Genomic DNA, 26,999 nt, shown 5'->3' with positions numbered 1-26,999 from the left:
GCCGTGGGCAGGTTCCCCCACCTGCGGCAGGACGTCGCCGCCTCGCTCGTCGTGTTCCTGGTCGCCCTGCCGCTGTGCGTGGGCATCGCCGTCGCCTCCGGCGTCCCGGCCGAACTCGGCCTCGTCACCGGCATCGTGGGCGGGATCGTCACCGGCCTGATGCCGGGCAGCAGTCTTCAGGTGTCCGGCCCGGCGGCCGGTCTGGCCGTGCTGGTCTTCGAGGCCGTCGACGCGTACGGGCTGCCCGCGCTCGGCGTGATCGTGCTGGCCGCCGGGCTGCTCCAGCTGGTCATGGGCGCGCTGCGACTGGGGCGCTGGTTCCGCGCCATATCGGTCTCGGTGATCGAGGGCATGCTGGCCGGCATCGGCCTCGTGATCATCGCGGGCCAGCTGTACGCGGCGGCCGGGCTCCGGGCGCCCGCCTCCGGTCTCGACAAGGTCCTGGGACTGCCCGGGGCCGCCGTGGACGCGCTGGCCGACACGGAGGCGCTCGCCTCGCTCGCGGTCGGGGCGGGCACCGTCGTGGTGATGGTGCTGTGGCGGTGGGCGCCGGGTCCGGCCCGGGCCGTGCCGGGCGCGCTCGCGGCGGTCCTGCTGGCGACGGTGGTGGCGCTCGCGCTCGGCCTGCCCGTCGCCACGGTCGAGGTGCGGGGCCTGCTGGGTTCCCTCCAGCCGCCCGGCGCGGACGCCTTCGGCGCACTGGCGGACATCGGCCTGATCGGCACGGTCGTCGCCTTCACCCTGATCGCCTCCGCCGAGAGCCTGTTCAGCGCCGCCGCGGTGGACCGGCTGCACCACGGTCCGCGCACCCGGTACGACGAGGAACTGATGGCGCAGGGCACGGGCAACGCGGTGTGCGGGGCGCTCGGCGCACTGCCGATGACCGCGGTCATCGTGCGCAGCTCGGCCAACGTCCAGGCGGGCGCCCGGACCAAGGCGTCCCGGGTGCTGCACGGCGTGTGGCTGCTGCTGTTCGCGGCCCTGCTGCCGTCCGTGCTGGCCTTCATCCCGCTGCCCGCGCTGGCGGGCGTCCTGGTCCACGCGGGCTGGAAGCTGATCCCGTTCCGCCGGACCGTCGCCCTGTGGCGGGCGCACCGGGGCGAGGCGCTGATCCTGGTGGTCACCGCCGTGTCGATCGTCGTGGTGAACATGTTCGAAGGCGTGCTGATCGGTCTGGCCCTGTCGGTCGTCAAGACGGCCTGGGAGGCCTCGCACGCGAGGCTGGAGGTCACGGACAAGGGCGCGGGACCGATCCGGGTCCACCTCTCGGGCAACGCGACCTTCCTGCGGCTGCCGAGGATCCTCGACGCCCTGGAGGCGCTGCCCGAGGACCGCCCGGTCGAGCTGGACCTGTCCGAGGTCCACCACCTCGACCACGCCTGCCGTACGGCGCTGGAGAACTGGGCCGAGCGGCGCGGCGCGGTCGGCACCGCACCGGTGAGGGTCACCGGGGACGGGAGGGCCGCGCTGCCGGAGAGCGAGGAACCGGCCCCCGCGCCTCCGGCGTGATCCGCCGGCGGCACGGCTCGCCGTGCCGCCGGCCGGTCCGGGGGGGGCGGCATGGCCCCGGGCCGGAGGGCGGGCATATCGTTGCAGAAGCGGATGAAAGCGCACGGAACTGGCCTCTGGACGGGAGGTCGTCATGCTCGAGGAGCTGCTCACCGCGGCCGTCGCGACCGGTGCCGCGGGCGCCACGTACCTCGTCGCGGCGGCGCGGGTCGTCAAGCAGTACGAGCGGGGCGTGGTGCTCCGGCTCGGCCGGCTCCGCCCCCGGGTGCGCGGGCCCGGATTCACCATGATCGTGCCGTTCGTGGACCGGCTGCACAAGGTGAACCTGCAGATCGTCACGATGCCGGTGCCGGCCCAGGAGGGCATCACCCGGGACAACGTGACCGTGCGGGTCGACGCGGTGGTCTACTTCAAGGTGGTGGACGCCACCGCGGCGGTCGTCAACGTCGAGGACTACCGGTTCGCGGTCTCCCAGATGGCGCAGACCTCGCTGCGGTCGATCATCGGCAAGAGCGACCTGGACGACCTGCTCTCCAACCGGGAGAAGCTCAACCAGGGCCTGGAGCTGATGATCGACAGCCCCGCGGTCGGCTGGGGCGTGCAGATCGACCGGGTGGAGATCAAGGACGTCTCCCTGCCCGACACGATGAAGCGGTCCATGGCCCGGCAGGCCGAGGCCGACCGCGAGCGCCGGGCCCGCATCATCAACGCCGACGCCGAGCTGCAGGCGTCGCGGAAGCTGGCCGAGGCGGCCCAGCAGATGGCGGACACCCCCTCCGCACTGCAACTGCGCCTGCTGCAGACCATCGTGGCGGTCGCCGCGGAGAAGAACTCCACCCTCGTGCTGCCCTTCCCGGTGGAGCTGCTGCGCTTCCTGGAACGGGCCCAGGGGACACCGCCCGAGCCCGTGGTGGAGACCTTGGGGGAGATCCTGAGGGAGGCCGGGAACCGCGCCCCCGGCTCGTGACGCGTGCGACACGCGTGGTTCCCGTGACCCGCGCCAGGTGATAGACACGGCGGGTCATAAGTTCCTGTCCGCCAGCAGGAAGGTTTCCCCATGTCAGAAACCGCGCCCACGGACGACTCCCCCACGACCCGGCGTCAGGTGCTCGCCAGGACCGGTGCCCTGGGCATCGGCATCGCGTTCTCCGGCGCCCTCTCCGAACTGTTCACCGGCACCGCCACCGCACAGGACCTCGGACACGGCGGCTACGGCCCCCTGGTCCCCGACCCCGACGGGCTGCTCGACCTGCCGAAGGGGTTCCGTTACCGGGTGCTCTCGCGCGAGGGCGACCGGCTGCGCTCCGGTGAGGGGCCGGTCCCCTCCAACCACGACGGCATGGCCGCCCTCGCGGGCAGGAACGGCCGCGTGCACCTCGTCCGCAACCACGAGAACCGCCACAACGGCAGGATCCCGGTCCCGGCGGTCGAGGGCCTGACCTACGACCCCGAGGGCAAGGGCGGCTGCACGGCGCTCACCCTGGACTCCCGCGGCACGGTGCTGTCCGAACGGGTCGCCATCGCCGGCACGGCCGTCAACTGCGCGGGTGGACCGACTCCTTGGGGAACCTGGCTGACCTGCGAGGAGACCGAGGACCGGGCGGGCACCAACGGCTACACCAAGGACCACGGCTTCATCTTCGAGGTCGACGGCGCCGACCCGCGCCGCACGGGCGCCGTACCGCTGACCGCGATGGGCCGCTTCCAGCACGAGGCGGTCGCGGTGGACCCGAAGCGGGGCGTCGTCTACGAGACCGAGGACGCCTTCGAGCGGCCCTTCGGCCTGTTCTACCGCTTCCTGCCCGACAAGCCGCTGGGCGGCACCGGTTCGCTGCGCGCGGGCGGCCGGCTGCAGGCGATGCGGGTGCCCGGGGTGCCGGACCTGTCCTCGATCCGGGAGACCGGTGCCCGCTTCGACGGCGTCGAGTGGGTCGACGTACCGGATCCGCTGGCCGTCCAAACCCCCATCCGGTTCCAGGACTTCGGCCGCGGGGGCATCACGCACGCGCAGAAGCTGGAGGGCTGCTACTGGGGCGGGCGGTCGGTGTACTTCGTGTCGTCCTTCGCCCGCAGCGACCAGGGTTCGGCGGGCGACCACTACGGGCAGATCTGGCGCTACGACCCGGACCGGCGCCGCCTCACCCTGGTGATCGTCTTCGGCCCGGACACCGACGTGCAGCTCCCGGGCGAGTCGCCGGACAACATCTGCCTCGCCCCGAGCGGCGGCCTGATGGTCTGCGAGGACGGCGGCGGGGCCCAGCACGTCTACGGCGTCACCCGGCGCGGCGAGGTCTACGCGATGGCCCGCAACCGCCAGAACACGGGCACGCCCGAGGCCCCGGAGTGGGGCGAGTTCGCCGGGGTCGCCTTCTCCCCGGACGGCCGGACGATGTACGTCAACTGCTACGACCCCGGCACGACGTTCGCGGTGACGGGGCCGTGGCGCAGATGACCGGAGGGCGGCCGGGACGCGGGGGCGCGGAGCCCGCCCGTCCCGGCCGCCGGCGGGATCAGCCCGCCAGGACGGCGTCCATCTGCCCGAGGGACGCCGTCAGTCCCTCGACCATGCCCATCTCGGCCAGCCGGTCCATCTGCTCCCGGCTGTCGAAGACCGAGCGCAGCTCCATCCGGGTGCCGCCGTCGCGCTCGGTCAGGGTCATCCGCACCGCGGTGGTCGGCATCTCGGGGTCCGGCCTGCCGTCCTCGCCGGAGAAGCCGTCGGTGAACTCCAGGGAGGCCGGCGGCGCCACCGAGGTGATCCGCCACCAGCCGCCGTACTTCTCGCCCTCCGGGCCGGTCATGAAGTACCTGACCTCCCCGCCGGGCGTCAGGTCGTGCTCCTCGAAGGTCGCCGGGTAGCCGGGCGGCCCCCACCAGCGCTCCAGCAGCCGCGGGTCGGCCCACAGCCGCCACACCCGCTCGACCGGGGCGGTGAAGTCGGCGATCAGGGTGAGGGTGAGCCGGTCGACGTCCTTGTCCACACTGGTGACAGTCATCCGTCCGGTCCTTTCTCCGTGTTCGTCCTCGCGTCGTCGGGGGCGGGGCCGATGCCGTGTCCCGGCCCGGCTCCGGCGGCGTCGTCCGTGAGCAGGCCGGACATCCGGTCCACCCGTGCCCGCCAGGCCGACTCCAGTTCGTCGAGGGCCTGCCGCGCACGCCCCACCGCGTCGGGATCGGTGCGCACGAGCTGCTCCCGTCCGCGTCGCCGCTTGGTGACCAGACCGGCCCGCTCCAGCACCGTGACGTGCTTCTGCACCGCGGCGAAGCTCATCGGGTACGCCGCGGCCAGACGCGACACGGACAGCTCACCCCGCACGCAGCGGTGGAGTATGTCGCGGCGCGTCGCGTCGGCCAGGGCGTGGAACAGCCGGTCCACGGCCTCGTCGGTCCCGCCGGATCGGGCGGCCACTCCATCTACAACCATGTGGTTGTACGTTAACCCCGCCCGCTCCCGCGCGCAAGCGGAACGGGTGCGGCCCCCACCGCGGTGCCACTGAACCCGGCGCGCCGGGGTACTCGACGCCCATGACGGAGAATCAGCAGGTCAGCGGCTCGTACTGGCTCCAGACCGCACCGGGTGGCCGGCATGCCGCACTGACCGGGGACCTCGATGTGGACGTGGCGGTGATCGGCGGCGGAATCGCCGGACTGTGCACCGCGTGGGAGCTGACGCGGGCCGGGAAGAGCGTCGCGGTGCTGGAGGCCGGGCGGATCGCGGCCAGTGTCACCGGACACACGACCGCCAAGGTCACCGCCCTGCACTCGCTGATCTACGACAAGCTGCGCCGCACCCGCGGCAGCGAGGGCGCGCGGCTCTACGCCCGTTCGCAGTCGGAGGCGATCGAGCACGCCGCCGAGGTGGCGGCGGGGCTCGGCATCGACTGCGACTGGGAGCGCCGCAGCGCGTACACCTTCACCCGTGACGCGGGCCGGGTCGAGGAGCTGCGCGCGGAGGCGAGGGCCGCGCGGGAGGCGGGGCTGCCGGCCTCGTTCGTGACGGAGACCGGCCTGCCGTTCCCGGTGGCGGGCGCGGTCGAGGTGACCGGGCAGGCGCAGTTCCATCCGCGCAAGTACCTGCTGGCCCTCGCCGACGACCTGGTGGCGCGCGGCGGACGCATCCACGAGGACACCACCGTCCTCGGCCTGGACGAGGGCGAGCCCTGCCGCCTGTCCACCGAGAGCGGGGCCACGGTGACCGCCCGGGACGTCGTGGTCGCCACCCACTATCCGATCTTCGACCGGGCCCTGTTGTTCACCCGCCTCTCCCCGCACCGCGAGCTGGTCGTCGCCGGGACCGTCCCCGCCGACCAGGACCCCGGGGGCATGTACATCACCCCCGACGAGAACACCCGCTCGGTGCGCACCGCCCCCTACGGCGAGGACGGCACCCGGCGCCTGCTGATGATCACCGGGGAGCACTTCACCCCGGGCACGGGCGACACCCGGGCCCGCTTCGACCGCCTGGCCGCCTGGGCCCGCGAGCACTTCCCCGACGTGGAGCTCACCCACCGCTGGGCCACCCAGGACAACAGCCCCACCGACACCGTGCCGCTGGTCGGTCCGCTGCACCACGGCGCCCGGCACACCTACGTCGCGACCGGCTTCGCCGGCTGGGGCATGAGCGGCGGGATGATGGCGAGCCTGCTGCTCACCGCGCAGATCACCGGCGAGGAGTGCGCGTGGAGCGGGCTGTACGACCCGCGCCGGCTGGCTCCGGCCGTCCGCGAGGCGCCGTCCTTCCTCAAGACCCAGGCCGAGGTCGCCCGGCACTTCGTCGGTGACCGGCTGCGCCCCTCACCGCCGGTGGAGGCCCTGCCCCCCGGCGAGGGCGCCGTGGTCCGCGCCGACGGCGGCCGGCTGGCGGTCTACCGCGACGAGGACGGCGCCCTGCACGCGGTCTCCGCCCGCTGCACCCACCTGGGCTGCCTGGTCGACTTCAACTCCGCGGAACGCGCCTGGGAGTGCCCCTGCCACGGCTCCCGCTTCGACATCGACGGCAAGGTCGTCCAGGGACCGGCGACCAAGCCGCTGGAGCGGCGGCACATCGGAGGCGACGCGGAGGGGCGTGCCCCGGCCGGGTGACACCCGGCCGCGCCCCGCTCCGCACCGGACAGAACACCGTAAAGATCATCATATTTTCATGCGGTGATCCTTCTTGTACGACGGGCGGCGGCCGTCTGCGTCCTGGGCACCGCGCTCACCGCCTGCGCCACCGTCCAGCCCCCTCAGCAGCGGCCCCGTCCCGCGCCCCCCACCTCCCCCGCCGCACCGTCGTCACCGCCCACCCTCGCCCCGGGCCCCTCGGGCCTGACCCCGGTGTTCCGCAACGGCCCCCGCACCCCCGACGACCGCACGGTGGCCCTCACCTTCGACGCCGACATGACCGCCGACCAGGGCCCGCGGGCGGCGGCGGGCGAGCGCTTCGACCACCCGCGGCTGATCGCCGCCCTGCGCGCGCTGGAGGTCCCGGCCACGGTGTTCATGACGGGCCGGTGGGCCGAGGAGTACCCGGACCAGGCCCGCTCCATCGGCCGGGACCCGCTGTTCGAGGTCGCCAACCACTCCTACAGCCACTACGCCTTCACCGACGACTGCTACGGCCTGCCGACCGTCTCCGCGGACCGGATGCGGGCGGACGTCGAGCGGGCGTACACCGCCTTCCGCGAGGTCGGGGTGGCAAACCCGATGCCGTACTTCCGCTTCCCCGGCGGCTGCCACGACCGCGCGGCGCTCAGGGCGCTGGCCCCGACCGGCGTCACGGCGGTGCAGTGGGACGTGGTCGGCGGCGACGCCTTCGCCACGGACGCGGCGGCGGTGGCCCGGCAGGTGCTGGACGGGGTGCGGCCGGGCTCGGTGGTCGTCCTGCACTGCACGCGCAGCGCGGCTCCGGCGACCGAGCGGGCGGTGCGGAGAATCGTCCCGGAGCTGCGCCGCAGGGGCTACCGCTTCGTGAAGGTCTCCGAGCTGATCGCGACGGCGGGCGGACGGGGCTGAGCGCCCTACGCTGGACGCATGGACGACAACGACTACTGCCTGATCGACGTGTCCAGGCCGCCGAAGGCCGACGGGCCGCCGTACGCGGAGTGCGTGCTGTGCCGGGAGCCGACGGAGTACCCGGAGTCGTACAAGGGCGTCACCCTGTGCCCCCCGTGTGAGTGGCGGGAGGCCGAGCGCACCTCCTGCTCGGGCTGACGGCGGTGTGCGGCGGGTTGGCAGACTGGGCCCGTGAGCACTGATCAGACCCCTGCCGCCGACAGCCCCTTCCGACCCGCCCCCGGTGCCCGCGACGCGGCACCCCAGTTCGTCCTGCCCCTGGTGGTCCGCATCGAGCGGGCGGCGCCCCCGTCCCGCACGGACGCGCTGGAGACGGCGGCCCGCGCGGTCCTGGTGATGCTGGCCGACGAGCGTGCGACCGGCGAGGGCGAGTGGGCGCGGGCGGTGCGCGACTGGCAGGACGCCCGGATCCGCAAGGTGGTGCGCCGGGCACGCGGCGCGGAGTGGCGCCGCGCGGAGGCCCTGCCGGGCATCACGGTCACCGGCAAGTCGGCGGAGGTCCGCGTCTTCCCGCCCGTCCCGCTGGACGGCTGGCCCAAGGACCTGGCCCGCCTCCAGGTCTCCGGCACCGACCTCGAGGACCCCGGGGCCCCGCCCCCGGCGGACCCGGCCGCCCCCGTCCTCTGGCTGAACCCCGACCTGGACATGTCGGCCGGCAAGGCCATGGCCCAGGTCGGCCACGGCGCCCAGCTGGCCTGGTGGGACCTCCCGGACGAGGAGCGCACGGCCTGGCACGACGCCGGTTTCCCCCTCGCCGTCCGCACCGCCGACCCGTCCCGCTGGAACGACCTGACGACCGGCGGCCTCCCCACGGTCCGCGACGCGGGCTTCACCGAGATCGCCCCCGGCTCCTGCACGGTGGTCGCGGACCACCCCGCACTGCGGTAGCGCCGGGCGTCCGGCACCGGCGGGCGGTGAGCGCCCGCCCCTCCGACCCGGATGGGGTAACCGCGCGTGCGCGGACCGTGGTCCGGGGCCAGAGTGAGCAGCGTGACAGAACCTGGCGGGCGACGGCACGGCACGGCGTCCCGGACCACCACGCGCGGGCGTGGGGTGCGGGACGCCCGGGACGCCGCCCGGCGCGCCGCGGACGCCCTGGCCGAACTCGTCCGGCACCGCACGGAGGGGGTCTCCGCGGTCCGCCGGAGCGAGGACGACGGCTGGATCGTCAACGTGGACGTGCTGGAGGTGGCGCGCATCCCCGACACCACCAGTCTGCTCGCCACCTACGAGGTCGAACTCGACCCGGCGGGCGACCTGCTCCAGTACCGCCGGATCTCCCGCTACCGGCGCGGTGCCCAGGACCAGTGACCGGACCCCGGCCCGCATCCGGAAGGACGACCGCATGATCACCTACGACGACGAAGTCGTCTGCGCGCCCCGCGCCGGAACCCTCTACGACGTCCTCGAACTCATCCTCGACCGCGGCATGGTCATCGACGTCTTCGTGCGCGTCTCCCTGGTCGGCATCGAGATCCTCAAGGTGGACGCCCGCATCGTGGTCGCGAGCGTCGACACGTACCTGCGGTTCGCGGAGGCCTGCAACCGCCTGGACCTCGAGCACGACGTGCGGTCCAAGACCGTTCCCGAGCTGTTCGGCGGGCCGGTCTCCAGGACCGTGCGCAAGGGCGCCCAGCGCAAGGCGCACTCCCTCACCGAGAAGGTGCGGGACCTCCTCACCCCCGAGGAGGCCGAGGAGACCGAGGAGGAGGGGCCGGAGGAGCCGCCCCGCACGCGCGAGCGCGAGGAGCGGGGCCGGAGCCCGCAGCGCTCCCGGAGCCGGACGGCCGCGCGGCCCCGCGGTGACGCCGAGGACGACGACCGCCCGCGCGGCCGCCGGCGCACGGAGAAGGAGGACGAGGAGGAGTGACCGTGCCCGCCACCACCACCGCCGTGGACGCCCTGTACGTCTACGGCATCGCCCCCGCCGGCGTCCGTGCCCCTCGCCACCCCGGGGTGGACGGCGCCCCGGTGCGGCTGCTGACCGGGTCCGGCCTGTGCGCGGCGGTCTCGGACGCGCCCGCGAGGCTGCGGCCCCGGCGCCGCGATCTGCTGGCCCATCAGGCGGTACTGGACGAACTGGCCGCGCAGGGGCCCCTGCTGCCCATGCGGTTCGCGGTCCTCAGCCCCGACCCGGACGCCCTGCTGGCCCAACTGCGCTCCGACGCCGTCCGCCTGACGCGGCAGCTCGACGGCGTCCGGGGGTGCGTCGAGCTCAACGTCAAGGGCGCGGTCGTCCCCGGCTGCTTCGCCGACCTGGTGCGCCGGGACGAGAAGCTGCGGGAGCTGGCCCGCCGGACGCGGCGCCGGCCGGACTACGAGGCCAACGTCCGGCTCGGCGAGGCGCTCGCCCGGGGTGTCCGCCGCGAGGCGCGGCGCGCGGCGCGGGACGTGCTCGCCCATCTGACCCCGCTCGCCCTGCGCACGGTGCACGGCCCGACCGACGACGAGCACGTGCTGAGCACGTCGTTCCTGCTGCGCTCCGCCGACGAAGGGCGGTTCCGGCAGGTGGTGGCCGCGCGGGCCCGCGACTGCGGGGACCGGCTGGCGCTCAGCGTGACGGGGCCCCTGCCCTGCTACAGCTTCGTCGACCCCCGTCCCGCACCGGCCGGGCGGTGACGCCGTGGGCATCGTGAGCGGTCTCCTGCTGCTGCCGCTGGCCCCGGTGCGGGGCACGGCGTGGATCGCCGACCACCTGCTCCAGGAGGCCCGGCGCCAGTTCTACGACCCGCGCGCCGTCCAGGCGCGCCTGAGCGCGCTCAACCGGGCCCTGGACGAGGGCGACATCGACGAGGCGGCCTTCGAGCGGGAGGAGGAGCGGCTGCTCGCCCTCCTCGAACACCCGGCCCGCCCGCCCGCCGGGCACACGACCGCCACGGCCCCCGCGGCCCTCATGGCCCCCGCGAAGAGGAAGAGGAGGCGCGTATGAGCGGCGGCAGGGCGGGGCGCCGGCACCACGGCGGCGAGGCCCCCCGCCGGGGCGAACGGACCGCCCCCGCCGCCGGTTTCGGGGGTGCGCGGTGACAGCGGTCGACCACCCCTACCCGGGCCCGGAGGAGACGCAGCTCTACGGACCTCCCTCCGGCAGCCTCGCGGACCTGCTCGAACGGGTCCTCGACAAGGGAATCGTCATCGCCGGCGACATCAAGATCGACCTGCTCGACATCGAGCTGCTCACCATCCGGCTGCGCCTGTTCATCGCCTCGGTGGACACCGCGAAGAAGGCGGGCATCGACTGGTGGGAGACCGACCCGGCGCTGTCGTCCCGGGCCGCGCGGGACGCGCTCGCCGAGGAGAACGCGCAGTTGCGGGCCCGGCTCGACGCCCTCGAGGGGTCCGTCGAGGAGACGGCGGGGGCCGCCCGGTGAGCGGGCTCCCGGCCGGACCGGCGGCACCCGCCCTGGTCTGCGCGTTCGCCGTCACCCGCACCCCGCCGGACGCCGCCGCGCTGGCCGCGGCGACCGGTCACGAGGAGGGCGGCCCGCTGCGCGTGCTGCGCGCCGGCGGCCTGTGCCTGGTCGTCCAGGACGTCCCCGCGGCGCTGTTCGACCAGGAGGCGCTGGCGGAGCGGCTCAACCGGCCCGGCGACCTGGAACGCTGCGCCCGCGCCCACCACCGGGGCGTCGAGGCCGCGCACGGGCGGGGCCCCGTCGTTCCGCTGCCGATGGCGACCCTGTACCGCGGCGACCGGACCGCGAAGCGGGCCGTCACCTCCCGGGAGACGGTGCTGGACGCGCTGCTCGACCGCCTCCGGGACCGCACGGAATGGGCGGTGAAGGTGCACGCCGCCGAGCGCGCGGCGGACGCCGCCGCCAGCGGCGCCGGTGCCGGGGCGGACACCGGTGGACGTGCCTACCTCAGCCGGGCCAGCGCGCGGCGACGCGACCGTCAGGACGCGCACGGCAGGGCCCTGGCCGAGGCGGAGGCCGTCGACGCGGAACTGCGGCGGTACGCCGTCGCGGCGGTGCGGCACCGTCCGCAGAGCGAGCGGCTGACGGGCCGTCGTGCCCCGCAACTGCTCAACGCCGCCTACCTGGTGGACGACGCGGAGCGCGCCCGCTTCACCCGCGCCCTGGCCCGGATCGCCGCGGACGGCCGGCATCCGGCCGTGGAGGTCGGCGTGTCGGGCCCCTGGATCCCGTACTCCTTCGCCCGGTGGGACGAGGGCCCGGACCGCACGGGACAGGACCGCACGGAACAGGGCCTCACGGATCCGGACCGCACGGGACAGGACCGTGCGGGGCAGGGGTCCCGCTCGTGACCGGCCCGGACCTCCGTACTCCGGGCCCGGCACCGGTGCCCTGGGACGGTCCCGAGCCGTACGCGCCGATCGGGGTGCCCCTGGTCGACCTCCTGGACCGCGTCCTGGCGACCGGCGTCGTCGTCAGCGGGGACCTGGTCCTGGCCATCGCCGACGTGCCGCTGGTGCGGATCTCCCTGCACGCCCTGCTGTCGTCGGTGAACGAGCGGGTGCCCGCACCCTGGCCGGACAGCGGGCCGCTGTGACGGCGCCCCGGGCCCACGCCCTCGACCTGGACCCCGAGCGGGCCGCGAACGACCTGGCCGCCCTGGTGCTCACCGTCGTGGAGTTGCTGCGCCAGCTCATGGAACGCCAGGCCGTACGCCGCTTCGACGAGGGCACGCTGAGCCCGGAGCAGGAGGAACGGCTCGGTACGGCGCTCATGCTGCTCGACCGGCGCATGGACGACCTGTGCGCCCGGCACGGCCTGAGCCGCAGCGACCTCAACCTCGACCTGGGCCCCCTGGGCCCCCTCCTCGCCGACGTTCACGGAGACTGAGCGGGAGCGGGCCCCGTCGCCGGAGCCCCCCCTCCTCCCGCGCCGGCCGCCGCGCGGTGCGCCCACCGAGCGCGGGACGGAGCCGGGTGACCGACCGGCTTTCGGCCACCGACGGGGCGGGCGTTCCCCGGGTCCGACCCCCATCGGCTCTACAGGTCCGCCGCTGCCCCATATGGGTGTTGACCCTGATGGCACGTGTTCCCGGAGGCGGGGGAAAGTGAAACGACATCACCGCCCCAGCCCAGTGACCGTCGTGCGGTGAGGGCGAACGCTCGTGACACGGGCTGCCGGCGCCCTCGGTTGCGACAACCGTGAAGCGCCGTACGGACCTGTCCGTCCGCCCTCCCCCGAGCGGGGGCGCGGTAGGGGGCTCCATGGCGGAAGCGGAGGTGCTGCGGGCCGTCGGACGACGAGAGGGGCCCCGCACCCATGCACGCAGCGCCACAGCGGCCTGATCACTCCGAGGCGATTTCCGATCCCGTGCCGTTGTCGCGTCGTGCGGCAGCCTTATCCGTGCGCAGTCCGGCCGGTACGGCCGTGCCGGGTCCGCGGAGCATCCGGCGGGTGGCCCGTTGAGCGTCACGACGTGGATGGCGGTGGCCGTGTTCGTCGCCGTCTACGTGCTGATCGCGACGGAGTGGGTGCACCGGGTCGCCGCCGCGCTGGGCGGCGCGGTGGTGATGCTGCTCATCGGGGCCACCGACGCCGAGCACGCGTTCTTCTCCGAGGACGCCGGCATCGACTGGAACGTCATCTTCCTGCTGCTCGGCATGATGCTGATCGTCGCCGTGCTGAAACGGACCGGGATCTTCGAGTACGTCGCGATCTGGGCGGCGCGCCGGGCCCGCGGCAGGCCGTACCGGCTGATGGTGCTGCTCGTCGTGACGACGGGCTTCCTGTCCGCGTGGCTGGACAACGTCACCACGGTGCTGCTCATCGCGCCGGTGACGATCCTGGTCTGCCGGCGGCTCGGGCTGCCGGTGGTCCCGTACCTCATCGCCGAGGTGATGGCCTGCAACATCGGCGGGGCCGCCACCCTCATCGGGGACCCGCCCAACATCATGATCGGCTCCCGCGCGAACCTCTCCTTCAACGACTTCCTGCTCCACATGACGCCCGTCGTCATCGTGCTGATGATCGTGTTCATCCTGATGAGCCGGGTGATGTTCCGCAAGGCGTTCACCCACGACCCCGAGCGCGCCGCGTCCGTGATGGAGCTCGACCCGCGCGAGGCCATCAAGGACGTCCGGCTGCTCGTCATCAGCGGCGTGGTGATCCTCGCCGTGATGACCTGCTTCGTGCTCCACACCTGGCTGCACCTGGAGCCCTCGGTGGTGGCCATCAGCGGAGGGCTGCTGCTGCTCGGGGTCTCGCGGCTCGACCCCGGTGACGTGGTGAAGGACGTGGAGTGGGAGACCCTGGCGTTCTTCACCGGACTGTTCGTCATGGTCGGCGCCATGGTGCGGATCGGGGTCATCGGCGATCTGGGCGAGGCCGCGGCCGAGGCGACCGGCGACAACCTGTTGGCGACGGCGATGACCCTGGTGTTCGGTTCCGTGGTGCCCTCGGCGATCATCGACAACATCCCCTTCGTGGCGTCGGTGAGCCCGATCGTCTCCGAGATCGTGGCCTCGGCCGGCGGCACCGAGGAGGCGGGGATGCTGTGGTGGGCCTTCGCGCTCGGCGCGGACCTCGGCGGCAACGCCACGATCATCGCCTCCTCGGCCAACGTCGTCGTCATCGGCATCGCCGAACGCTCCGGCCACCACATCTCGTTCTGGCAGTTCAGCCGTTACGGACTGGTCGTCACCGCCGTCACCGCCACCGTGGCGGCCGCATACGTGTGGCTGCGCTACTTCGCCCTGGCGTGATCACGAGGCGCCGGCCGCGCGAGGAGGGCGGCCGGCACCTCGCCGGCCGCGTCGTCCGCCGGCCGCGCGAGGAGGGCGCACCCGGGCCCGGCCGCCGCTCGCCGCAGGCGTTGCGGCAGACCTCTTGCGACGGCCGTGGCGCGCGGTGTACCAATGGCGACGCGGAACATGAACGTTGTTCACATCCGCGTGTGCGTCCTCGCGCGCGAGCTCCCGTTGCACCCCGTCAGGTCCCCGGGCGGGGCGGTGCGACCGCGCGGACACGCAGGCACACGCTCCGCCCCTGTGCCGTCGGGCCCGACCGAGCCGGAGGAGCAGCAGATGACCACGGAACACCCCCCGCACAGCAGGCGTACGGTCCTGCGGGCCGGAGCCCTCACCGGCCTCGGGCTGGCGGGTTCGGCCGTGGCCGGCCCGAGCCGGGCCGCCGCCGCGCCCGCGGACGGCGGCGGTTACCTCGTGGGCCGGGGTCTGGCCGACGCCACCGGTGAGGTGGCCGAGGTCGGGATGATGGGCTACGGCCGGTTCGACCAGCAGGCCGCCGGGCTGCACACCCGGTTGCGGGCGCGCGCGTTCGTCGTGGTCGACGAGGCGAGCGGCCGGCGGGTCATGCTGATCGTCGCCGACTCGCCGATGATCTTCTCCAGCGTGCACCAGGCGGTGCTGCGGCGGCTCGGCGAGGCGTACGGCGACCTCTACACCGAGCAGAACGTGCTCATCACCGCCACCCACACCCACGCCGGCCCCGGCGGCTACGCGCACCACCTGCTGTACAACACCACCACGTTCGGCTTCCACCGCAAGACCTTCGAGGCGGTGGCGGACGGCCTGTTCGAAGCCGCGCAGCGGGCCCACGACGACCTGGCGCCCTCCGAACTGGTGCTCAGCCACGGCACGTTGACCGGGGCGAGCGTCAACCGCTCCCGGTCGGCCTTCGAGCGCAACCCGAAGGCCGACCGCGACCACTTCCCGGACGCCGTCGACCCGCACACCACCCTGCTCCGGGTGGAGCGGGCCGGACGGGTGGTGGGCGCCGTCAACTGGTTCCCGGTGCACAGCACCAGCATGTCCGGGGACAACCGCCTGATCAGCGCGGACAACAAGGGGTACGCGGCCTACCACTGGGAGCGCGAGGTCCACGACGTCGACTACCTGTCCGACGGCTCCCCGGCGTTCGTCTCCGCGTTCGCCCAGACCAACAGCGGCGACATGTCGCCCAACCTCGAGCTGGAACCGCCCACCACACCGGAGGACTTCGACCGCACCCGCGCCAACGGGCTCCGGCAGTACGAGGCCGCCGCGGCCCAGTTGCGGCAGCCCGGCGTCGAACTGTCCGGCCCGGTGGACTCCCGGCTGGTGTACGTCGACCTCTCCGACGTCACGGTGCGTCCCGAGTTCACCGGCGACGGACGGACCCACCGGACCTCCAAGCCCTGCGTCGGCGCCTCCATGGCGGCCGGCAGTCTGGAGGACGGACCGGCCTTCCCCGGGTTCACGGAAGGGGAGAACCCCTTCTGGGACGCCGTCTCCGACTCCGTGGTCTACACGGTCTCACCGGAGCTCGCCCGGGCGCAGGCGCCGAAGGACGTCTTCGTGCCCCTCGGGGAGATGAACCGCGTCTACCCCTGGGTGCAGGAGCGGGTGCCCGTGATGCTGGTCCGCATCGGCCGGCTCCACCTCATCGGCATCCCGGGCGAGGTCACCATCTGCGCGGGTCTGCGGCTGCGGCGCACGGTCGCCGAAATCGTGGGCGCGGACCTGGACGACGTGCTGGTCGCCGGGTACGCCAACGCGTACTTCCACTACCTCACCACCCCCGAGGAGTACGACGCGCAGCAGTACGAGGGCGGGAGCACGCTCTTCGGCCGCTGGCAGCTCCCGGCGCTCCAGCAGACCGCGGCCGAACTGGCCACCGCGCTGCGCGACGGCACGGACCTGCCCCTCGGCCCCGAGGCGCCGGACCTGTCCGGCAAGGCGCTCTCCCTGCAGCCCGGTGTGGTGCTGGACGCACCGCCGCTCTTCAGGAGGTTCGGGGACGTGCTGGTGGGGCCGCGGGAGAACTACCGGGCCGGCGAACGCGTCGAGGTCGTCTTCGCGGGCGCCCACCCGGGCAACGACCTGCACCGGGGGGAGACGTACCTGGAGGTCCAGCGCCAGGAGCCCGGCGGGACCTGGCGCACCGTGGCCGACGACGGCGACTGGGCGACCCGGTTCCACTGGAAGCGCGACGGGATCGCCGCCTCCCGGGTCACCGTCACCTGGGACGTCCCGCGGGGGGCCGCCCCGGGTCCTCACCGGATCGTCTACCACGGCGACGCGCGCGGCGTGACCGGCACCGTCACCCCGTTCACCGGCACCTCCCCGGCCTTCACGGTGCGCTGACCCGGTCCGGAGAGCACGGGTCACCGCACCGCCCGGCTCCGGCCGCGCACGTGAGGCCGTGCGTTCCTGCTCCGGTACGCGCTCCGCATCGTCCGGAACCCAGGGGAAGGGCACCTCGGGCCTCGTGCGGAGGCCCACGCCCCGTGGAACACCCGCACCTCGTCGTCGCCTTCCGGGGTCGCCCGGCGGCTGTCGCCCTCAGGCCAGATCCGTTCCCGGATCCACGACCCAGTGGTTGCTCCTGAGGGCCCGGCCCGCGAAGGACACGTCGACCTCCGACAGGAAGCGGAAGCCGACGGACCGGCAGATGCCGTTCGACGCCGCGTTGCCCGTCGCCGGGAAGGCGTGGACGAGTCCCCAGCGGTCCTGCTCCCGGGCCTGCTCCAGGAGGGTGCGGACGGCGCGTTTGCCCAGACCCTGTCCTTGGAACGCGGGAAGGACCATCCAGCCCATCTCGGAGATCGGTCCCTCATCGGTGTCGCAGGACCGAAGGGTCACCGTCCCGGCCACCACGTCGGGACCGGCCCCGTCGGGAACGATCATCTTGAACCACCCGAGGTCGGCCGCCGCCTGCCGGGCGTCCCGCCGGACCTTGTCCGCCATCCCCTCCGCGGGCAGGGGCCCGCCGAGGTCGGCCATCATGATGGGATCGCACCGCATCCGGACATAGGCGTCGACGTCGTCCGGCGATACATCGCGCAGGTGCATCACTCCTCCTCTTTTTCACCGGGATGGTCCCACGACACGCGAGGTCGGTTGTCCCCGGCCCGAGTCGAGCACCTGCTTCCGGCCGTTTCCTCTCGCGCCCGGTCGGCTGCCGGCCGGTGTGCGGGCGGTCCGCCCCGAAGCTCAAATGTTGCTCTGAAGGTGCCCGCCGCAGGGTTCGGGGGCGGGCCCGGGGGCCATATCCCCGTCACGTCCGGGAGGACGTCCGGCGGGGGCCGGGTGGCCGGAGGGGCCGGGCGCCCGGGAAGCCCGGTGGAGAAGGGGGACGACGGTGCGGCTGGGGACGGGGATCGGGTGGCGGCCGGAGATCGCGGACGCCGTGGAGGGCATGCCGGGGATCGACTGGGTGGAGGTCGTGGCCGAGAACGTCTGCCCCGGGCACCTGCCCGAGTCGCTGCTGCGGCTGCGCGGGCGCGGGGTGACCGTGGTGCCGCACGGGGTCTCGCTGGGGCTGGGCGGGGCCGAGCGGCCCGACGCGGAGCGGCTGGCCGCCCTCGCCGAGCGGGCCACGGCCCTCGGGGCGCCGCTGGTCACCGAGCACATCGCGTTCGTACGGGCGGGCGGGGCGCCGACCGCCTCGCCGCGGCTCGAGGCCGGGCACCTGCTGCCCGTGCCGCGCACCCGCGACGCCCTCGACGTGCTGTGCGAGAACGTCCGCATCGCCCAGGACGCGCTGCCCGTGCCGCTCGCCGTGGAGAACATCGCCGCGCTGATCTCGTGGCCCGGCGAGGAGATGACCGAGGGCCAGTTCCTGTACGAACTGGCCGACCGCACCGGGGTGCGGCTGCTCGTCGACGTGGCCAATCTGCACACCAACCACGTCAACCGCGGCGAGGACCCGGCCGAGGCCCTCGCCGAACTGCCCCTGGAGGCCCTCGCGTACGTCCATGTCGCCGGCGGTGTCGAGCGGGACGGCGTCTGGCACGACAGTCACGCCCACCCCGTCCCCCGGCCCGTCCTCGACATCCTCACCGACCTCGCCTCCCGGGTCTCCCCTCCCGGCGTGCTGCTGGAGCGGGACGAGAACTTCCCGGAACCGGCCGAGCTGGAAGGCGAGCTGGCAGCCATCCGGGACGCGCTGGAGAAGGGGGCGTCGGAGAAAGGGGCGTCGGGCAAGGGCGCGAGGGAGCGCGTCGAGGTGGCGGCGGGGGCCGCGGGTGCTCCCGCCGCCCGTCCCGGGCCGGAGGGGGGCTCCCTCGAACCCGCCCGGCAGCGGCTCGCCCTCGCGCAGACCGCGCTGCTGTCCGCGCTGGTCGCCGGGACGCCCGTGCCCGAGGGGTTCGACCGGGTGCGGATGGGGGTGCAGGCGCGGGCGCTCGCCGCGAAGCGGGCGGACGTCGTCGCCAAGGTCGCGCCCGAACTGCCGGTGATCCTCGGGGCGGAGTACCGGGCCGCCTTCCTCGCGTACGCACAGGAGCAGCCGATGGGCGGCGGCTACCGGCGGGACGCGCTGGACTTCGCCGAGCACCTGCTGCAGGCCGGGCGGCCCGGGGAAGCGCGGGCGCGGCGTGAGCTGCGGGAGTGGTGGCTGGAGCGGTCGGGGCCGAGGCCCCGGTCACGGCGGCCGGCGGTGCGGCTGGCCCGGGCGACGCGGCGGGTGCTGCTGCGGCGGTGAGCCTCCGCGGCCCCGTCCGGACATCCCGGCGGAACACCGCATATCGACAGCACTCCGTCCCGGATCGTGAACGGGGCATGGTGTTTTCGCGACCGTGTCCCTTACAAACGGTCCATGTTCTGGGTCCTCCTCCTGCTGCTGGCCTGGGTCGTCGCCGGTGCGGCGTGCACCCGGCTGTGTCTGGCCGCCGTCCGCGCGGCGGCCGTCGAGCGCTCCGGCGCGGCCGACGGCGAGGAGCGCGATCCGGTGGCGGCCCCCCTGACCCTGTACGAGGCCGCGTTCCTGTCCGGCGGCCCCCGGCGGGTCGCCGACCTCACCCTGGTCTCCATGGCGCGCCAGCGGCGTCTGCTGCTGGCGCGCACCGGCTGGGCGACCGTGGTCGACCCGCACGGCCGGGACGACATGGAGCGGTCCGTGATAGGGGCGATCGGGCCGGAGGGCCAGTCCCCCATAGCGCCCGTACGGGCCGCCGCGGCGACCGCCGACCCGGTGCGCGGCCTCGCCGACCGGCTGGTCCGGGCGGGGCTGGCCGTGCCCGAGGGCCACACCGGGACGACGATCGCCGACGCGGTCCGCCAGGTGCGGCTCGCCGCGCCGGCCGTGGCCGCTCTGGGCGCCGCCGCCCTGCTGCTGCCGACCCCTTCGGAGACGCCGCGCCACCTGGTCGCCCTGTGGTTCGCCCTGCCGCTCGTCCTCACCCTGGGCTGCCTGGCGACGGCCCGGTTCGAGGTCCACCCGTACTCGCGCTGGGCCTCCCCCGCCGGCCAGCGGCTGCTGGGGGCCCTGCGCCGCGGGGCCGGCGGCGCCGGTGACGACCGTACGTACCTCACCTCCGTCGCCGTGCGCGGCATCCGCGCCGTCGGTGAACCGGACCTGCGCGCCGCCTTCGCCCACGGGGGGCACGACCGCCGCGCCGGGGGCGAACAGGAGTGCTGACGGCGACACCCGCGCACGGTGCTTGCCTTGTCCAACCGCCAACCGAAACATCCCTTTTGTCGCCGTCGTGCACCGAAGGGATATGTGATGAGAACCGCCGCCGTCCACGTGGCCGCCGGGTCCCTGCTGCTCACCACCCTGGCCGCCGCGCCGGCCGGCGGCGCTCCCCGCGCCACCCCGGCCGCCCCCTCCGCGGCCGAGCTGCGCGGCACCGCGGTGGCCGTCGCGCGCGCCGCGCGCGAGGGCATCGAGTTCGGCGCGTGCCCCGCCGCGGAGGGCCTGCCGGGCACCGTCCGGTGCGGCACGGTCACCGTTCCGCTCGACTACGCCCGGCCGGACGGCAAGCGGATCCAACTCACCGTCAGCCGGGTCCGGGCCACGGGCGAGGACCCCGCCGGCGGCAGGCGCGAGGTGCCCCGGCAGGGCGCCCTGGTCTACAACCCGGGCGGGCCCGGCGCGAGCGGCGTGCCCTTCCCGCTCCTGGGCGCGCTCCCCGAGTGGAAGCGCATCGCCGCGGCCTACGACCTCGTCGGCTACGCCCCGCGCGGGGTGGGCCGTTCCGCACCGCTGTCCTGCACGGACCCGAAGGAGTTCGCCAAGGGGCCGACGGAGGCACCGGTCCACCCCTCGGAGGCGTACAAACAAAAGCGCGTCGCGCAGGCCCGGGCGTACGCGCGCGGCTGCGCCGAGCGGGCCGGGGACGCGCTGCGGCACTACACCTCGCTCAACAACGCGCGCGACCTGGACGTCCTGCGCGCCGCGCTCGGCGAGAACCGGCTGACGTACCTGGGCGCGTCCTACGGCACGTACCTCGGGGCGCTGTACGCCACGATGTTCCCCTCCCGCGTGCGGCGGATGGTGTTCGACTCGGCGGTGAACCCGGACCCGGAGCGGATCTGGTACCGCAACAACCTCGACCAGTCGGCCGCGTTCGAGGACCGCTGGGCGGACTTCCGGGCGTGGGCCGCCCGGCACGACGACGTGTACGGGCTGGGCGGCACGCCGGACGAGGTGCAGCGCAGCTACGAGCGGGCGAGGACGCGGCTGGCGAAGGAACCGGCCGGCGGGGAGGTCGGGCCGGGGCAGTTGCAGGAGGCGTTCCTGCAGACCGGGTACTACGACGACCACTGGCCGCACCGCGCGCACGCCCTGTCGGCGTATCTGAAGGGCGACCCCGGGCCGCTGGTCGAGCAGGCCCGGGCGTATCCGGAGGCGGCGGCGGAGAAGGAGAACGCGCGGGCCGTCTACCTCGCCGTGGAGTGCAACGACGCGCCCTGGCCGACGGACTGGGCGGTGTGGGACCGGGACAACACCCGGCTCGCGCGCCGGGCGCCCTTCGAGACCTGGGCCAACGTGTGGACCAATCTGCCCTGCGCCTACTGGCGGGCGCCCCGGCAGCAGCCGCTGGACGTGCGCGCCGGGCAGGGTGAGCTGCCGCCGACGCTGATCCTGGCGGCCGAGCGGGACGCGGCCACTCCGTACGACGGCGCCCTGGAACTGCGCCGCCGGCTGGCGGGATCGGCGCTGGTGACCGAGCGGGACGCCGGCACCCACGGCGTCGCGGGCGGGCCGAACGCCTGCGTGAACGGGCACCTGGAGGCGTATCTGCTCGAGGGGCGGGTGCCGGGGCGGCACGCGTCCTGCGCGCCGCGCCCGGAGCCGGAACCGAGGCCGACGGGCGGGCCGGTCCGGAAGGCGCCCGCCGCCCGGCCGGCCGCCTGACCGGGGACGGTCGGGCGGCCGGGCGGGCGGACGGGTCAGGCCAGGCCCGCGACCAGTTCCGCGACGTCCTTGCGGCGGCCCGTGAAGAACGGGACCTCCTCGCGGACGTGCATCCGGGCCTCGGAGGCGCGCAGGTGGCGCATGAGGTCGACGATGCGGTGCAGTTCGTCGGCCTCGAAGGCGAGGATCCACTCGTAGTCGCCGAGGGAGAAGGAGGCGACCGTGTTGGCGCGCACGTCCGGGTAGCCGCGGGCCATCTTGCCGTGGTCGGCGAGCATGCGGCGGCGGTCCTCGTCGGGCAGCAGGTACCAGTCGTAGGAGCGCACGAAGGGGTAGACGCTCACGTAGTCGCGGGGCGTCTCGTCGGCGAGGAACGCCGGGATGTGCGCGCGGTTGAACTCGGCGGGGCGGTGCAGCGCCATGTTCGACCAGACCGGGGCGAGGGCGCGGCCCAGCCGGGTGCGGCGGAAGAGGTTGTACGCCTCCTGCAGCTGGTCGGCGGTCTCGGCGTGCCACCAGATCATCAGATCGGCGTCGGCCCGCAGGCCCGACACGTCGTAGGTGCCGCGGATCGTGACGTCCTTGGCGGCGAGCTGGTCGAACAGCTCCTGGACCTCCTCGGCGTACCCGGCGCGGTCCTCGGGCAGCACGTCCTTCAGTCGGAAGACGGACCACAGGGTGTAGCGGATGACCTCGTTGAGGTCCTTGGCCAGCTTGCCCTTGTTCGGGATCCGGTCGGGGGCGGGGGTGGTGGCGTCGCTCATGTCCCTTATTCTCCTGCTCCTCCGTGGAGGCTTTGCACCGGGTCGGCGGTGAGCTGCTGCGCGGCGCGCAGGTCACCGTGGATCTGGTCGGCGGCGGCGTACGCGCTCGCGATGCACGCGGGGATGCCGACGCCGTCGTAGGCCGCGCCGCACACGGCCAGCCCCGTGAGGCCCGCGAGGTGCTCGCGGACGCGGGCCACGCGCGCGTGGTGGCCGACGGGGTACTGGGGCAGGCCGTCGTCCCAGCGGGTGACGCGGGTGGCGACCGGGGTGGCGTCCAGGCCGGTGGCCGCCTTCAGGTCGTGCCGGGAGACCTCCACGAGGTCGGCGTCGTCGCGGCGGAGGACCTCCGTCTCGCCGTGGCGGCCGACGGAGGTGCGCAGCACGACCAGACCGGGGTCCTCGTCGGCGATCCAGCCCCACTTGCTCGAGGCGAAGGTGGCCGCCTTGATCGTGCGGCCGTCGACCGGCGGCACCAGGAATCCGCTGCCCTCGGGGAGGCGGGTCTCCACGCGGCGGTAGGCGAGGGTGATCAGCGCCATGGAGGCGTACTCGACCCCGGCCAGTTCGGCGGCGGCCCGGGGGGCCTCGGCGCGCAGGAGGCGGGCGGCGGCGGGGGCGGGGACGGCGACGACGACCGCGTCGGCGGACAGGTTCCGGTCCCCGGCGACGATCCGCCAGCCGCCCTCCGGCGTCCGGCGCAGCTCCGTGACCGGCGTGCCGGTGAGGACGTCCCCGCCGCGCGCCCGCACCGACGCGGCGACGGCGAGCGGCAGGGTGCCCACTCCGCCCTCGATGCCCATGAACACGGGACCGGTCTGCGAGGCGGCGGCGGACCTCGCCTGGATCGCGCGGACCCCCTCGGTCAGGGAGGTGTGGGTGCGGGCGGCCTCGAAGAGCTGCGGGACCGCCGAGCGCATCGAGATGCGGTAGGCGTCGCCCGCGTACACCCCGCCCAGCAGGGGCTCCACCAGGCGGTCGACGACCTCGCGGCCCAGGCGCGCCGCCACGTACTCCCCGACCGCCACGTCGTCGCCGACCTCGGTGCGCGGCAGGTCGGCGTCGCGCTCGATCCGGGCGAGCCCTTCGTCGGAGAGCACGCCGGAGAGGGCGGCGGCGGTGCCGGGGACGCCCATGACGTGGCCCTTGGGCATCGGGCGCAGGGCGCCCCGGGTCCACAGCGAGGCCGTCGCGGTGGCCGGGGGCCGGAGCCGGTCGGCGAGGCCCGTCTCGCGGGCGAGGTCCACCGCCTCGGGGCGGCGGGCCAGCATCGACTCCGCGCCGAGGTCCACCCGCGCGCCCGCGATCTCGCCGGGCAGCAGTTTTCCGCCGACCCGGTCCGCTGCCTCCAGCACCGTCACCCGCGCCCCGCGCTCCAGCAGCCGGTGCGCGGCGGCCAGCCCGGCGACGCCGGCTCCGATGACGACGACCCGCCGGCCGGCGCCCGTACCTGATCCGCTCATGGCTCCAGCTTCTCAGACGCCACCGGCGGCCCCACCAGGGCCATGTGGCCCCGACGGGTCCCCGAGCCGCCCCGGGCAGTCCCCGCCGAGTCCCTACCGTGACCGCATCGGGACCGTTCCGCGTCGTCGTCCCGTGCCGCTGCGGCGTCGTAGGAGCGTCAGTCGCCACGACCCCCGGGGGGAAGATCCAGATGCGCACACGACGTTCCGTACCACCGGCCCGCGTCCTGGCCGCGGTCCTGCTGACGGCGGCCCTCGCGGTCACCGGGTGCAGCGGCGCGGGCGGCGCCTCCGGCGGCTCGGACACGGCCGCCGACCGGGCGGCCCCGGCGGACCAGCGGGCCGTGGCGCCGGAGGGCGCGAAGCAGGGCGCGTCCGGCGCGGACGGCGCGGGCGCGAGCGCGGGCCGGGCGACCGCGCCGCCGGAGGCCGCCGCGCAGCACGTCATCCGTACCGCCTCGCTGACCGTGCGGGTGAAGGACGTCCCGAAGGCCCTGGCCGAGGCCCGCGCCACCGCGGAGAACGCGGGCGGCCACGTCGGCGACGAGACCACCACCCGGGACGACGAGGGCCGCGAGCGCACGCGCGTGGTGCTGCGCGTGCCCGTCGAGCGGTACGAGGAGGTCCTCGCCGACCTGGAGGGCACGGGCAAGCTCCTCGAACGCAGGGCGAAGGCACAGGACGTCACCGACCAGGTGGTCGACGTGGAGAGCCGGATCACGACGCAGCGCGCCAGCGTGGCCCGCATCCGCGAGCTGATGGACCGGGCGACCCGGCTCAGCGACGTGGTGACCCTGGAGGGGGAGCTGAGCACCCGCCAGGCCGACCTGGAGTCCCTGCTCGCCCGTCAGGAGTCGCTGAAGGACCGCACGAGCCTGGCCACCGTCACCCTGTCCCTGTCCGAGACGCCGGTGGAGAAGGCCGCGAAGGACGACGACCCCGGCTTCCTGGACGCGCTCGCGGGCGGCTGGGACGCGTTCGTGACGATGCTGCGCTGGCTGGCGGTGGCCGTCGGCGCGGTGCTGCCGTTCGCGGTGGTGGCCGCCCTGCTCGTCCTGCTGTGGCTGAAGGCCGTACGCCCCCGGCTGCCGCGCCGGCCGGAGCCGGTGCCCGCGCCGGGCGCCCCGGGCCCGCTGCCGGTGTTCCCGTCGGCGTCCCGGCCGGCCCGCGGTGACAGCGGGGAGGACACGGAGGAGGGCGGAAAGGGCTAGCCGGGGGCCGGGCGGGCCCGGACCGCCCCGTGCCCCGTAGCGTGTCCGCATGAGCATGAACGGTGCGCGGGGCGCGAGGGAACGTCTGGTCGTGATCGGCGGCGACGCCGCGGGGATGTCCGCGGCGTCGCAGGCCCGCCGGCTGAAGGGCCCGGACGAGCTGGAGATCGTGGCGTTCGAGCGCGGCCACTTCACCTCCTACTCGGCGTGCGGCATCCCGTACTGGGTGAGCGGCGACGTTCCCGAACGGGACCGGCTGATCGCCCGCACGCCCGAGGAGCACCGCGCGCGGGACATCGACCTGCGGCTGCGCACCGAGGTGACGGAGCTCGACCTCGACCGGGGGCGGGTCCGCGCGCGTGACGTCGACTCCGGGGCCGAGTCCTGGACGTCGTACGACAAGCTGGTGATCGCGACCGGTGCGCAGCCGATCCGCCCGGACCTGCCCGGCATGGACGCCCCCGGGGTGCACGGGGTGCAGACCCTGGACGACGGCCAGGCGCTGCTCGACACGCTGGCCCGCACGAGCGGGCGGCGCGCGGTGGTGGTCGGGGCGGGCTACATCGGCGTGGAGATGGCCGAGGCGATGATCAAGCGCGGCTACGAGGTGACGGTCGTCAACCGCGGCAGGGAGCCGATGGCCACCCTCGACCCCGACATGGGGCGGCTGGTGCACGAGGCCATGGAGGGCCTGGGCATCACCATGGTGAACGACGCGGAGGTCACCGCGCTGCTCACCGGGGACGACGGCCGGGTGCGGGCCGTCGCCACCGAGGACGCCGAACATCCCGCCGACGTCGTCGTCCTCGGCATCGGGGTGCGGCCCGAGACGGCCCTCGCGCGGGCGGCGGGACTTCCGCTGGGCGAGCACGGCGGACTGCTCACCGACCGGTCCATGCGGGTGCGCGGGCAGGAGGAGGTGTGGGCCGGCGGCGACTGCGTGGAGGTGCTCGACCTGGTCTCCGGGCAGCAGCGGCACATCCCGCTCGGTACGCACGCCAACAAGCACGGCCAGGTCATCGGCGCCAACGTCGGCGGCGGCTACGCCACCTTCCCCGGCGTGGTCGGCACGGCGGTCAGCAAGGTGTGCGACCTGGAGATCGCGCGCACCGGCCTGCGCGAGAAGGACGCCCACCGGGTGGGGCTGCGCTTCGAGACCGTCACCGTGGAGTCGACCAGCCGGGCGGGCTACTACCCGGACGCCTCCCCCATGACGGTGAAGATGCTCGCCGAGGTGCGCACCGGCCGGCTCCTCGGGGTCCAGATCGTCGGCCGCGAGGGCGCGGGCAAGCGGGTCGACATCGCCGCGGTCGCCCTCACGGCCGGAATGACGGTGGACCAGATGACGGCCCTGGACCTGGGGTACGCGCCGCCCTTCTCCCCGGTCTGGGACCCGGTCCTGGTGGCGGCCCGCAAGGCGGCGGGGAGGATCCGGGGCACCGGGTGAGCGGAGCCGGGTGAGCCGGCGGGCCCCGGACGGGGTCCGGCTACGCCGTGCCGTTGATCCGTTCGATGGCCTGGCGGGCCTGCTCGGCCGGAGGGCGCGGGGGCAGGGACGACACGGAGGCGCTCGACGCGGAGGAACTCGGCACGGAGGCGCTCGGGACGGACGCGCCCGGCACGGACGCGCTCGCGGGCGCCGGGGGCGGCTGCTCCCCCGCCGGCCTGGCGTGCGCCGCGCTCCGCACCGAGCGCAGGCGGTGGCTCACCGCCTCGTCCAGCGTCACCGGCCGCCGCGTCTGGGCGGCGAGCCGCCCCGCCTCCTGGCCCAGCCGGGCGACGTCCTCCCAGGGCAGGCGCACCACGAGCGTGAGCTCGGCCTCGCCGTCGGGCAGCGCGTGTATCGCGGGGGTCACTCGGTCGTCCATCGCCTGTTCCTCACGTCGGCCCCGCGACCCCTTCCCCGCGCCGCGGGCGGTTGACGAGGGATACGCACGGCCGGACGGT

General features: G+C 74.7%; 28 protein-coding genes. 22 read left to right on the top strand and 6 right to left on the bottom strand.

What is annotated here, in order from left to right:
- The first annotated feature begins 3 nt into the window (after nt 1-3).
- The 3 genes from CP969_RS29265 (at nt 4) to CP969_RS29255 (ending at nt 3,961) form a co-directional block, all read left to right on the top strand.
- Nucleotides 4-1,509, top strand: coding sequence for a SulP family inorganic anion transporter (locus tag CP969_RS29265; protein ID WP_391717242.1), 1,506 nt, complete (start codon nt 4-6; stop codon nt 1,507-1,509).
- Between the two features lie 133 nt (nt 1,510-1,642).
- Nucleotides 1,643-2,476 carry a slipin family protein gene (locus CP969_RS29260; RefSeq protein ID WP_004981925.1) on the top strand — a complete coding sequence of 278 codons (834 nt, stop codon included), beginning with the start codon at nt 1,643-1,645 and terminating at the stop codon, nt 2,474-2,476.
- Nucleotides 2,477-2,566: 90 nt separating this feature from the next.
- Complete coding sequence (locus CP969_RS29255) at nt 2,567-3,961, top strand: alkaline phosphatase PhoX (protein ID WP_016824172.1); 1,395 nt, start codon at nt 2,567-2,569, stop codon at nt 3,959-3,961.
- 58 nt (nt 3,962-4,019) lie between these two features.
- Here CP969_RS29255 and CP969_RS29250 read toward each other — a convergent pair whose 3' ends face one another.
- On the bottom strand, nt 4,020-4,505 hold the full coding sequence (locus CP969_RS29250; protein ID WP_016824173.1) for an SRPBCC family protein: 486 nt from the start codon (nt 4,503-4,505) through the stop codon (nt 4,020-4,022).
- Nucleotides 4,502-4,933 (bottom strand): ArsR/SmtB family transcription factor, encoded by a 432-nt coding sequence (locus tag CP969_RS29245; RefSeq protein ID WP_078495340.1) that lies wholly within the window; start codon nt 4,931-4,933, stop codon nt 4,502-4,504. The genes CP969_RS29250 and CP969_RS29245 overlap by 4 nt, the downstream gene beginning before the upstream one ends.
- A gap of 101 nt (nt 4,934-5,034) precedes the next feature.
- Here CP969_RS29245 and CP969_RS29240 point away from each other — a divergent pair, with 101 nt between their 5' ends.
- The 14 genes from CP969_RS29240 (at nt 5,035) to CP969_RS29175 (ending at nt 16,615) form a co-directional block, all read left to right on the top strand.
- Nucleotides 5,035-6,591, top strand: coding sequence for an FAD-dependent oxidoreductase (locus tag CP969_RS29240; protein WP_004981931.1), 1,557 nt, complete (start codon nt 5,035-5,037; stop codon nt 6,589-6,591).
- Nucleotides 6,592-6,654: 63 nt separating this feature from the next.
- The gene (locus CP969_RS29235; RefSeq protein WP_004981933.1) at nt 6,655-7,503 is read left to right on the top strand and encodes a polysaccharide deacetylase family protein; all 849 of its coding nucleotides are present in this window, start codon (nt 6,655-6,657) and stop codon (nt 7,501-7,503) included.
- 18 nt (nt 7,504-7,521) lie between these two features.
- Nucleotides 7,522-7,701 (top strand): hypothetical protein, encoded by a 180-nt coding sequence (locus tag CP969_RS29230; RefSeq protein ID WP_004981934.1) that lies wholly within the window; start codon nt 7,522-7,524, stop codon nt 7,699-7,701.
- 33 nt (nt 7,702-7,734) lie between these two features.
- Entirely contained in the window at nt 7,735-8,451 is a 717-nt protein-coding gene (locus tag CP969_RS29225) for a peptidyl-tRNA hydrolase (protein ID WP_004981936.1), read from the top strand.
- 102 nt (nt 8,452-8,553) lie between these two features.
- Complete coding sequence (locus CP969_RS29220; RefSeq protein WP_026084791.1) at nt 8,554-8,874, top strand: gas vesicle protein GvpO; 321 nt, start codon at nt 8,554-8,556, stop codon at nt 8,872-8,874.
- Between the two features lie 34 nt (nt 8,875-8,908).
- Entirely contained in the window at nt 8,909-9,433 is a 525-nt protein-coding gene (gene gvpJ, locus CP969_RS29215) for a gas vesicle protein GvpJ (protein WP_026084792.1), read from the top strand.
- The gene (locus tag CP969_RS29210) at nt 9,430-10,182 is read left to right on the top strand and encodes a GvpL/GvpF family gas vesicle protein (protein ID WP_016824180.1); all 753 of its coding nucleotides are present in this window, start codon (nt 9,430-9,432) and stop codon (nt 10,180-10,182) included. The genes gvpJ and CP969_RS29210 overlap by 4 nt, the downstream gene beginning before the upstream one ends.
- 4 nt (nt 10,183-10,186) lie before the next feature.
- Complete coding sequence (locus CP969_RS29205; RefSeq protein ID WP_016824183.1) at nt 10,187-10,492, top strand: gas vesicle protein GvpG; 306 nt, start codon at nt 10,187-10,189, stop codon at nt 10,490-10,492.
- Nucleotides 10,493-10,583: 91 nt separating this feature from the next.
- Nucleotides 10,584-10,931: a gas vesicle protein gene (locus CP969_RS29200; RefSeq protein ID WP_004981959.1), complete on the top strand. Its 348-nt coding sequence runs from the start codon at nt 10,584-10,586 to the stop codon at nt 10,929-10,931.
- The gene (locus tag CP969_RS29195; protein ID WP_016824187.1) at nt 10,928-11,824 is read left to right on the top strand and encodes a GvpL/GvpF family gas vesicle protein; all 897 of its coding nucleotides are present in this window, start codon (nt 10,928-10,930) and stop codon (nt 11,822-11,824) included. The genes CP969_RS29200 and CP969_RS29195 overlap by 4 nt, the downstream gene beginning before the upstream one ends.
- Nucleotides 11,825-11,859: 35 nt before the next feature.
- Complete coding sequence (locus CP969_RS29190; protein WP_004981964.1) at nt 11,860-12,069, top strand: gas vesicle protein; 210 nt, start codon at nt 11,860-11,862, stop codon at nt 12,067-12,069.
- On the top strand, nt 12,066-12,362 hold the full coding sequence (locus CP969_RS29185; RefSeq protein ID WP_004981966.1) for a gas vesicle protein K: 297 nt from the start codon (nt 12,066-12,068) through the stop codon (nt 12,360-12,362). Before CP969_RS29190 ends, CP969_RS29185 begins: the two co-directional genes overlap by 4 nt.
- A 590-nt stretch (nt 12,363-12,952) precedes the next feature.
- On the top strand, nt 12,953-14,233 hold the full coding sequence (locus tag CP969_RS29180) for an ArsB/NhaD family transporter (RefSeq protein ID WP_016824189.1): 1,281 nt from the start codon (nt 12,953-12,955) through the stop codon (nt 14,231-14,233).
- 321 nt (nt 14,234-14,554) lie between these two features.
- Nucleotides 14,555-16,615, top strand: coding sequence for a neutral/alkaline ceramidase (locus CP969_RS29175; RefSeq protein ID WP_016824192.1), 2,061 nt, complete (start codon nt 14,555-14,557; stop codon nt 16,613-16,615).
- Between the two features lie 198 nt (nt 16,616-16,813).
- Here the strand turns inward: CP969_RS29175 and CP969_RS29170 are convergent, their stop codons facing one another.
- Nucleotides 16,814-17,323: a GNAT family N-acetyltransferase gene (locus tag CP969_RS29170; protein ID WP_016824193.1), complete on the bottom strand. Its 510-nt coding sequence runs from the start codon at nt 17,321-17,323 to the stop codon at nt 16,814-16,816.
- A gap of 346 nt (nt 17,324-17,669) precedes the next feature.
- On the opposite strand from CP969_RS29170, the gene CP969_RS29165 reads away from it, so the two are divergent.
- The 3 genes from CP969_RS29165 (at nt 17,670) to CP969_RS29155 (ending at nt 21,614) form a co-directional block, all read left to right on the top strand.
- Complete coding sequence (locus CP969_RS29165) at nt 17,670-18,956, top strand: MbnB/TglH/ChrH family RiPP precursor modification enzyme (RefSeq protein ID WP_252991198.1); 1,287 nt, start codon at nt 17,670-17,672, stop codon at nt 18,954-18,956.
- A 114-nt stretch (nt 18,957-19,070) separates the two neighbouring features.
- A complete protein-coding gene (locus CP969_RS29160; RefSeq protein ID WP_016824196.1) occupies nt 19,071-19,892 on the top strand; it encodes a TIGR04222 domain-containing membrane protein in 822 nt (273 codons plus the stop codon).
- A gap of 87 nt (nt 19,893-19,979) precedes the next feature.
- Nucleotides 19,980-21,614: an alpha/beta hydrolase gene (locus tag CP969_RS29155; protein WP_016824197.1), complete on the top strand. Its 1,635-nt coding sequence runs from the start codon at nt 19,980-19,982 to the stop codon at nt 21,612-21,614.
- Nucleotides 21,615-21,649: 35 nt separating this feature from the next.
- On the opposite strand, the gene hemQ is transcribed toward CP969_RS29155, so the two are convergent.
- Together hemQ and hemG are read right to left on the bottom strand one after the other, a co-directional pair.
- Complete coding sequence (gene hemQ, locus CP969_RS29150; protein ID WP_004981978.1) at nt 21,650-22,378, bottom strand: hydrogen peroxide-dependent heme synthase; 729 nt, start codon at nt 22,376-22,378, stop codon at nt 21,650-21,652.
- A gap of 5 nt (nt 22,379-22,383) precedes the next feature.
- Complete coding sequence (hemG, locus tag CP969_RS29145; RefSeq protein ID WP_016824199.1) at nt 22,384-23,841, bottom strand: protoporphyrinogen oxidase; 1,458 nt, start codon at nt 23,839-23,841, stop codon at nt 22,384-22,386.
- A gap of 191 nt (nt 23,842-24,032) precedes the next feature.
- Between hemG and CP969_RS29140 the strand changes: the two genes are divergently transcribed.
- Both CP969_RS29140 and CP969_RS29135 read left to right on the top strand, forming a co-directional pair.
- The gene (locus CP969_RS29140; RefSeq protein WP_016824201.1) at nt 24,033-25,052 is read left to right on the top strand and encodes a DUF4349 domain-containing protein; all 1,020 of its coding nucleotides are present in this window, start codon (nt 24,033-24,035) and stop codon (nt 25,050-25,052) included.
- Between the two features lie 55 nt (nt 25,053-25,107).
- Nucleotides 25,108-26,499, top strand: coding sequence for an FAD-dependent oxidoreductase (locus tag CP969_RS29135; RefSeq protein WP_016824203.1), 1,392 nt, complete (start codon nt 25,108-25,110; stop codon nt 26,497-26,499).
- 40 nt (nt 26,500-26,539) lie between these two features.
- Here the strand turns inward: CP969_RS29135 and CP969_RS29130 are convergent, their stop codons facing one another.
- Nucleotides 26,540-26,920 (bottom strand): hypothetical protein, encoded by a 381-nt coding sequence (locus CP969_RS29130; RefSeq protein ID WP_004981987.1) that lies wholly within the window; start codon nt 26,918-26,920, stop codon nt 26,540-26,542.
- Nucleotides 26,921-26,999 lie beyond the last annotated feature (79 nt).

Source organism: Streptomyces viridosporus T7A, assembly GCF_008704515.1.
GTDB classification, from domain to species: Bacteria; Actinomycetota; Actinomycetes; order Streptomycetales; family Streptomycetaceae; genus Streptomyces; species Streptomyces viridosporus.
The sequence above is the reverse complement of the archived record's forward strand: the minus strand, read 5'-3'. Positions and strand labels throughout refer to the sequence as shown.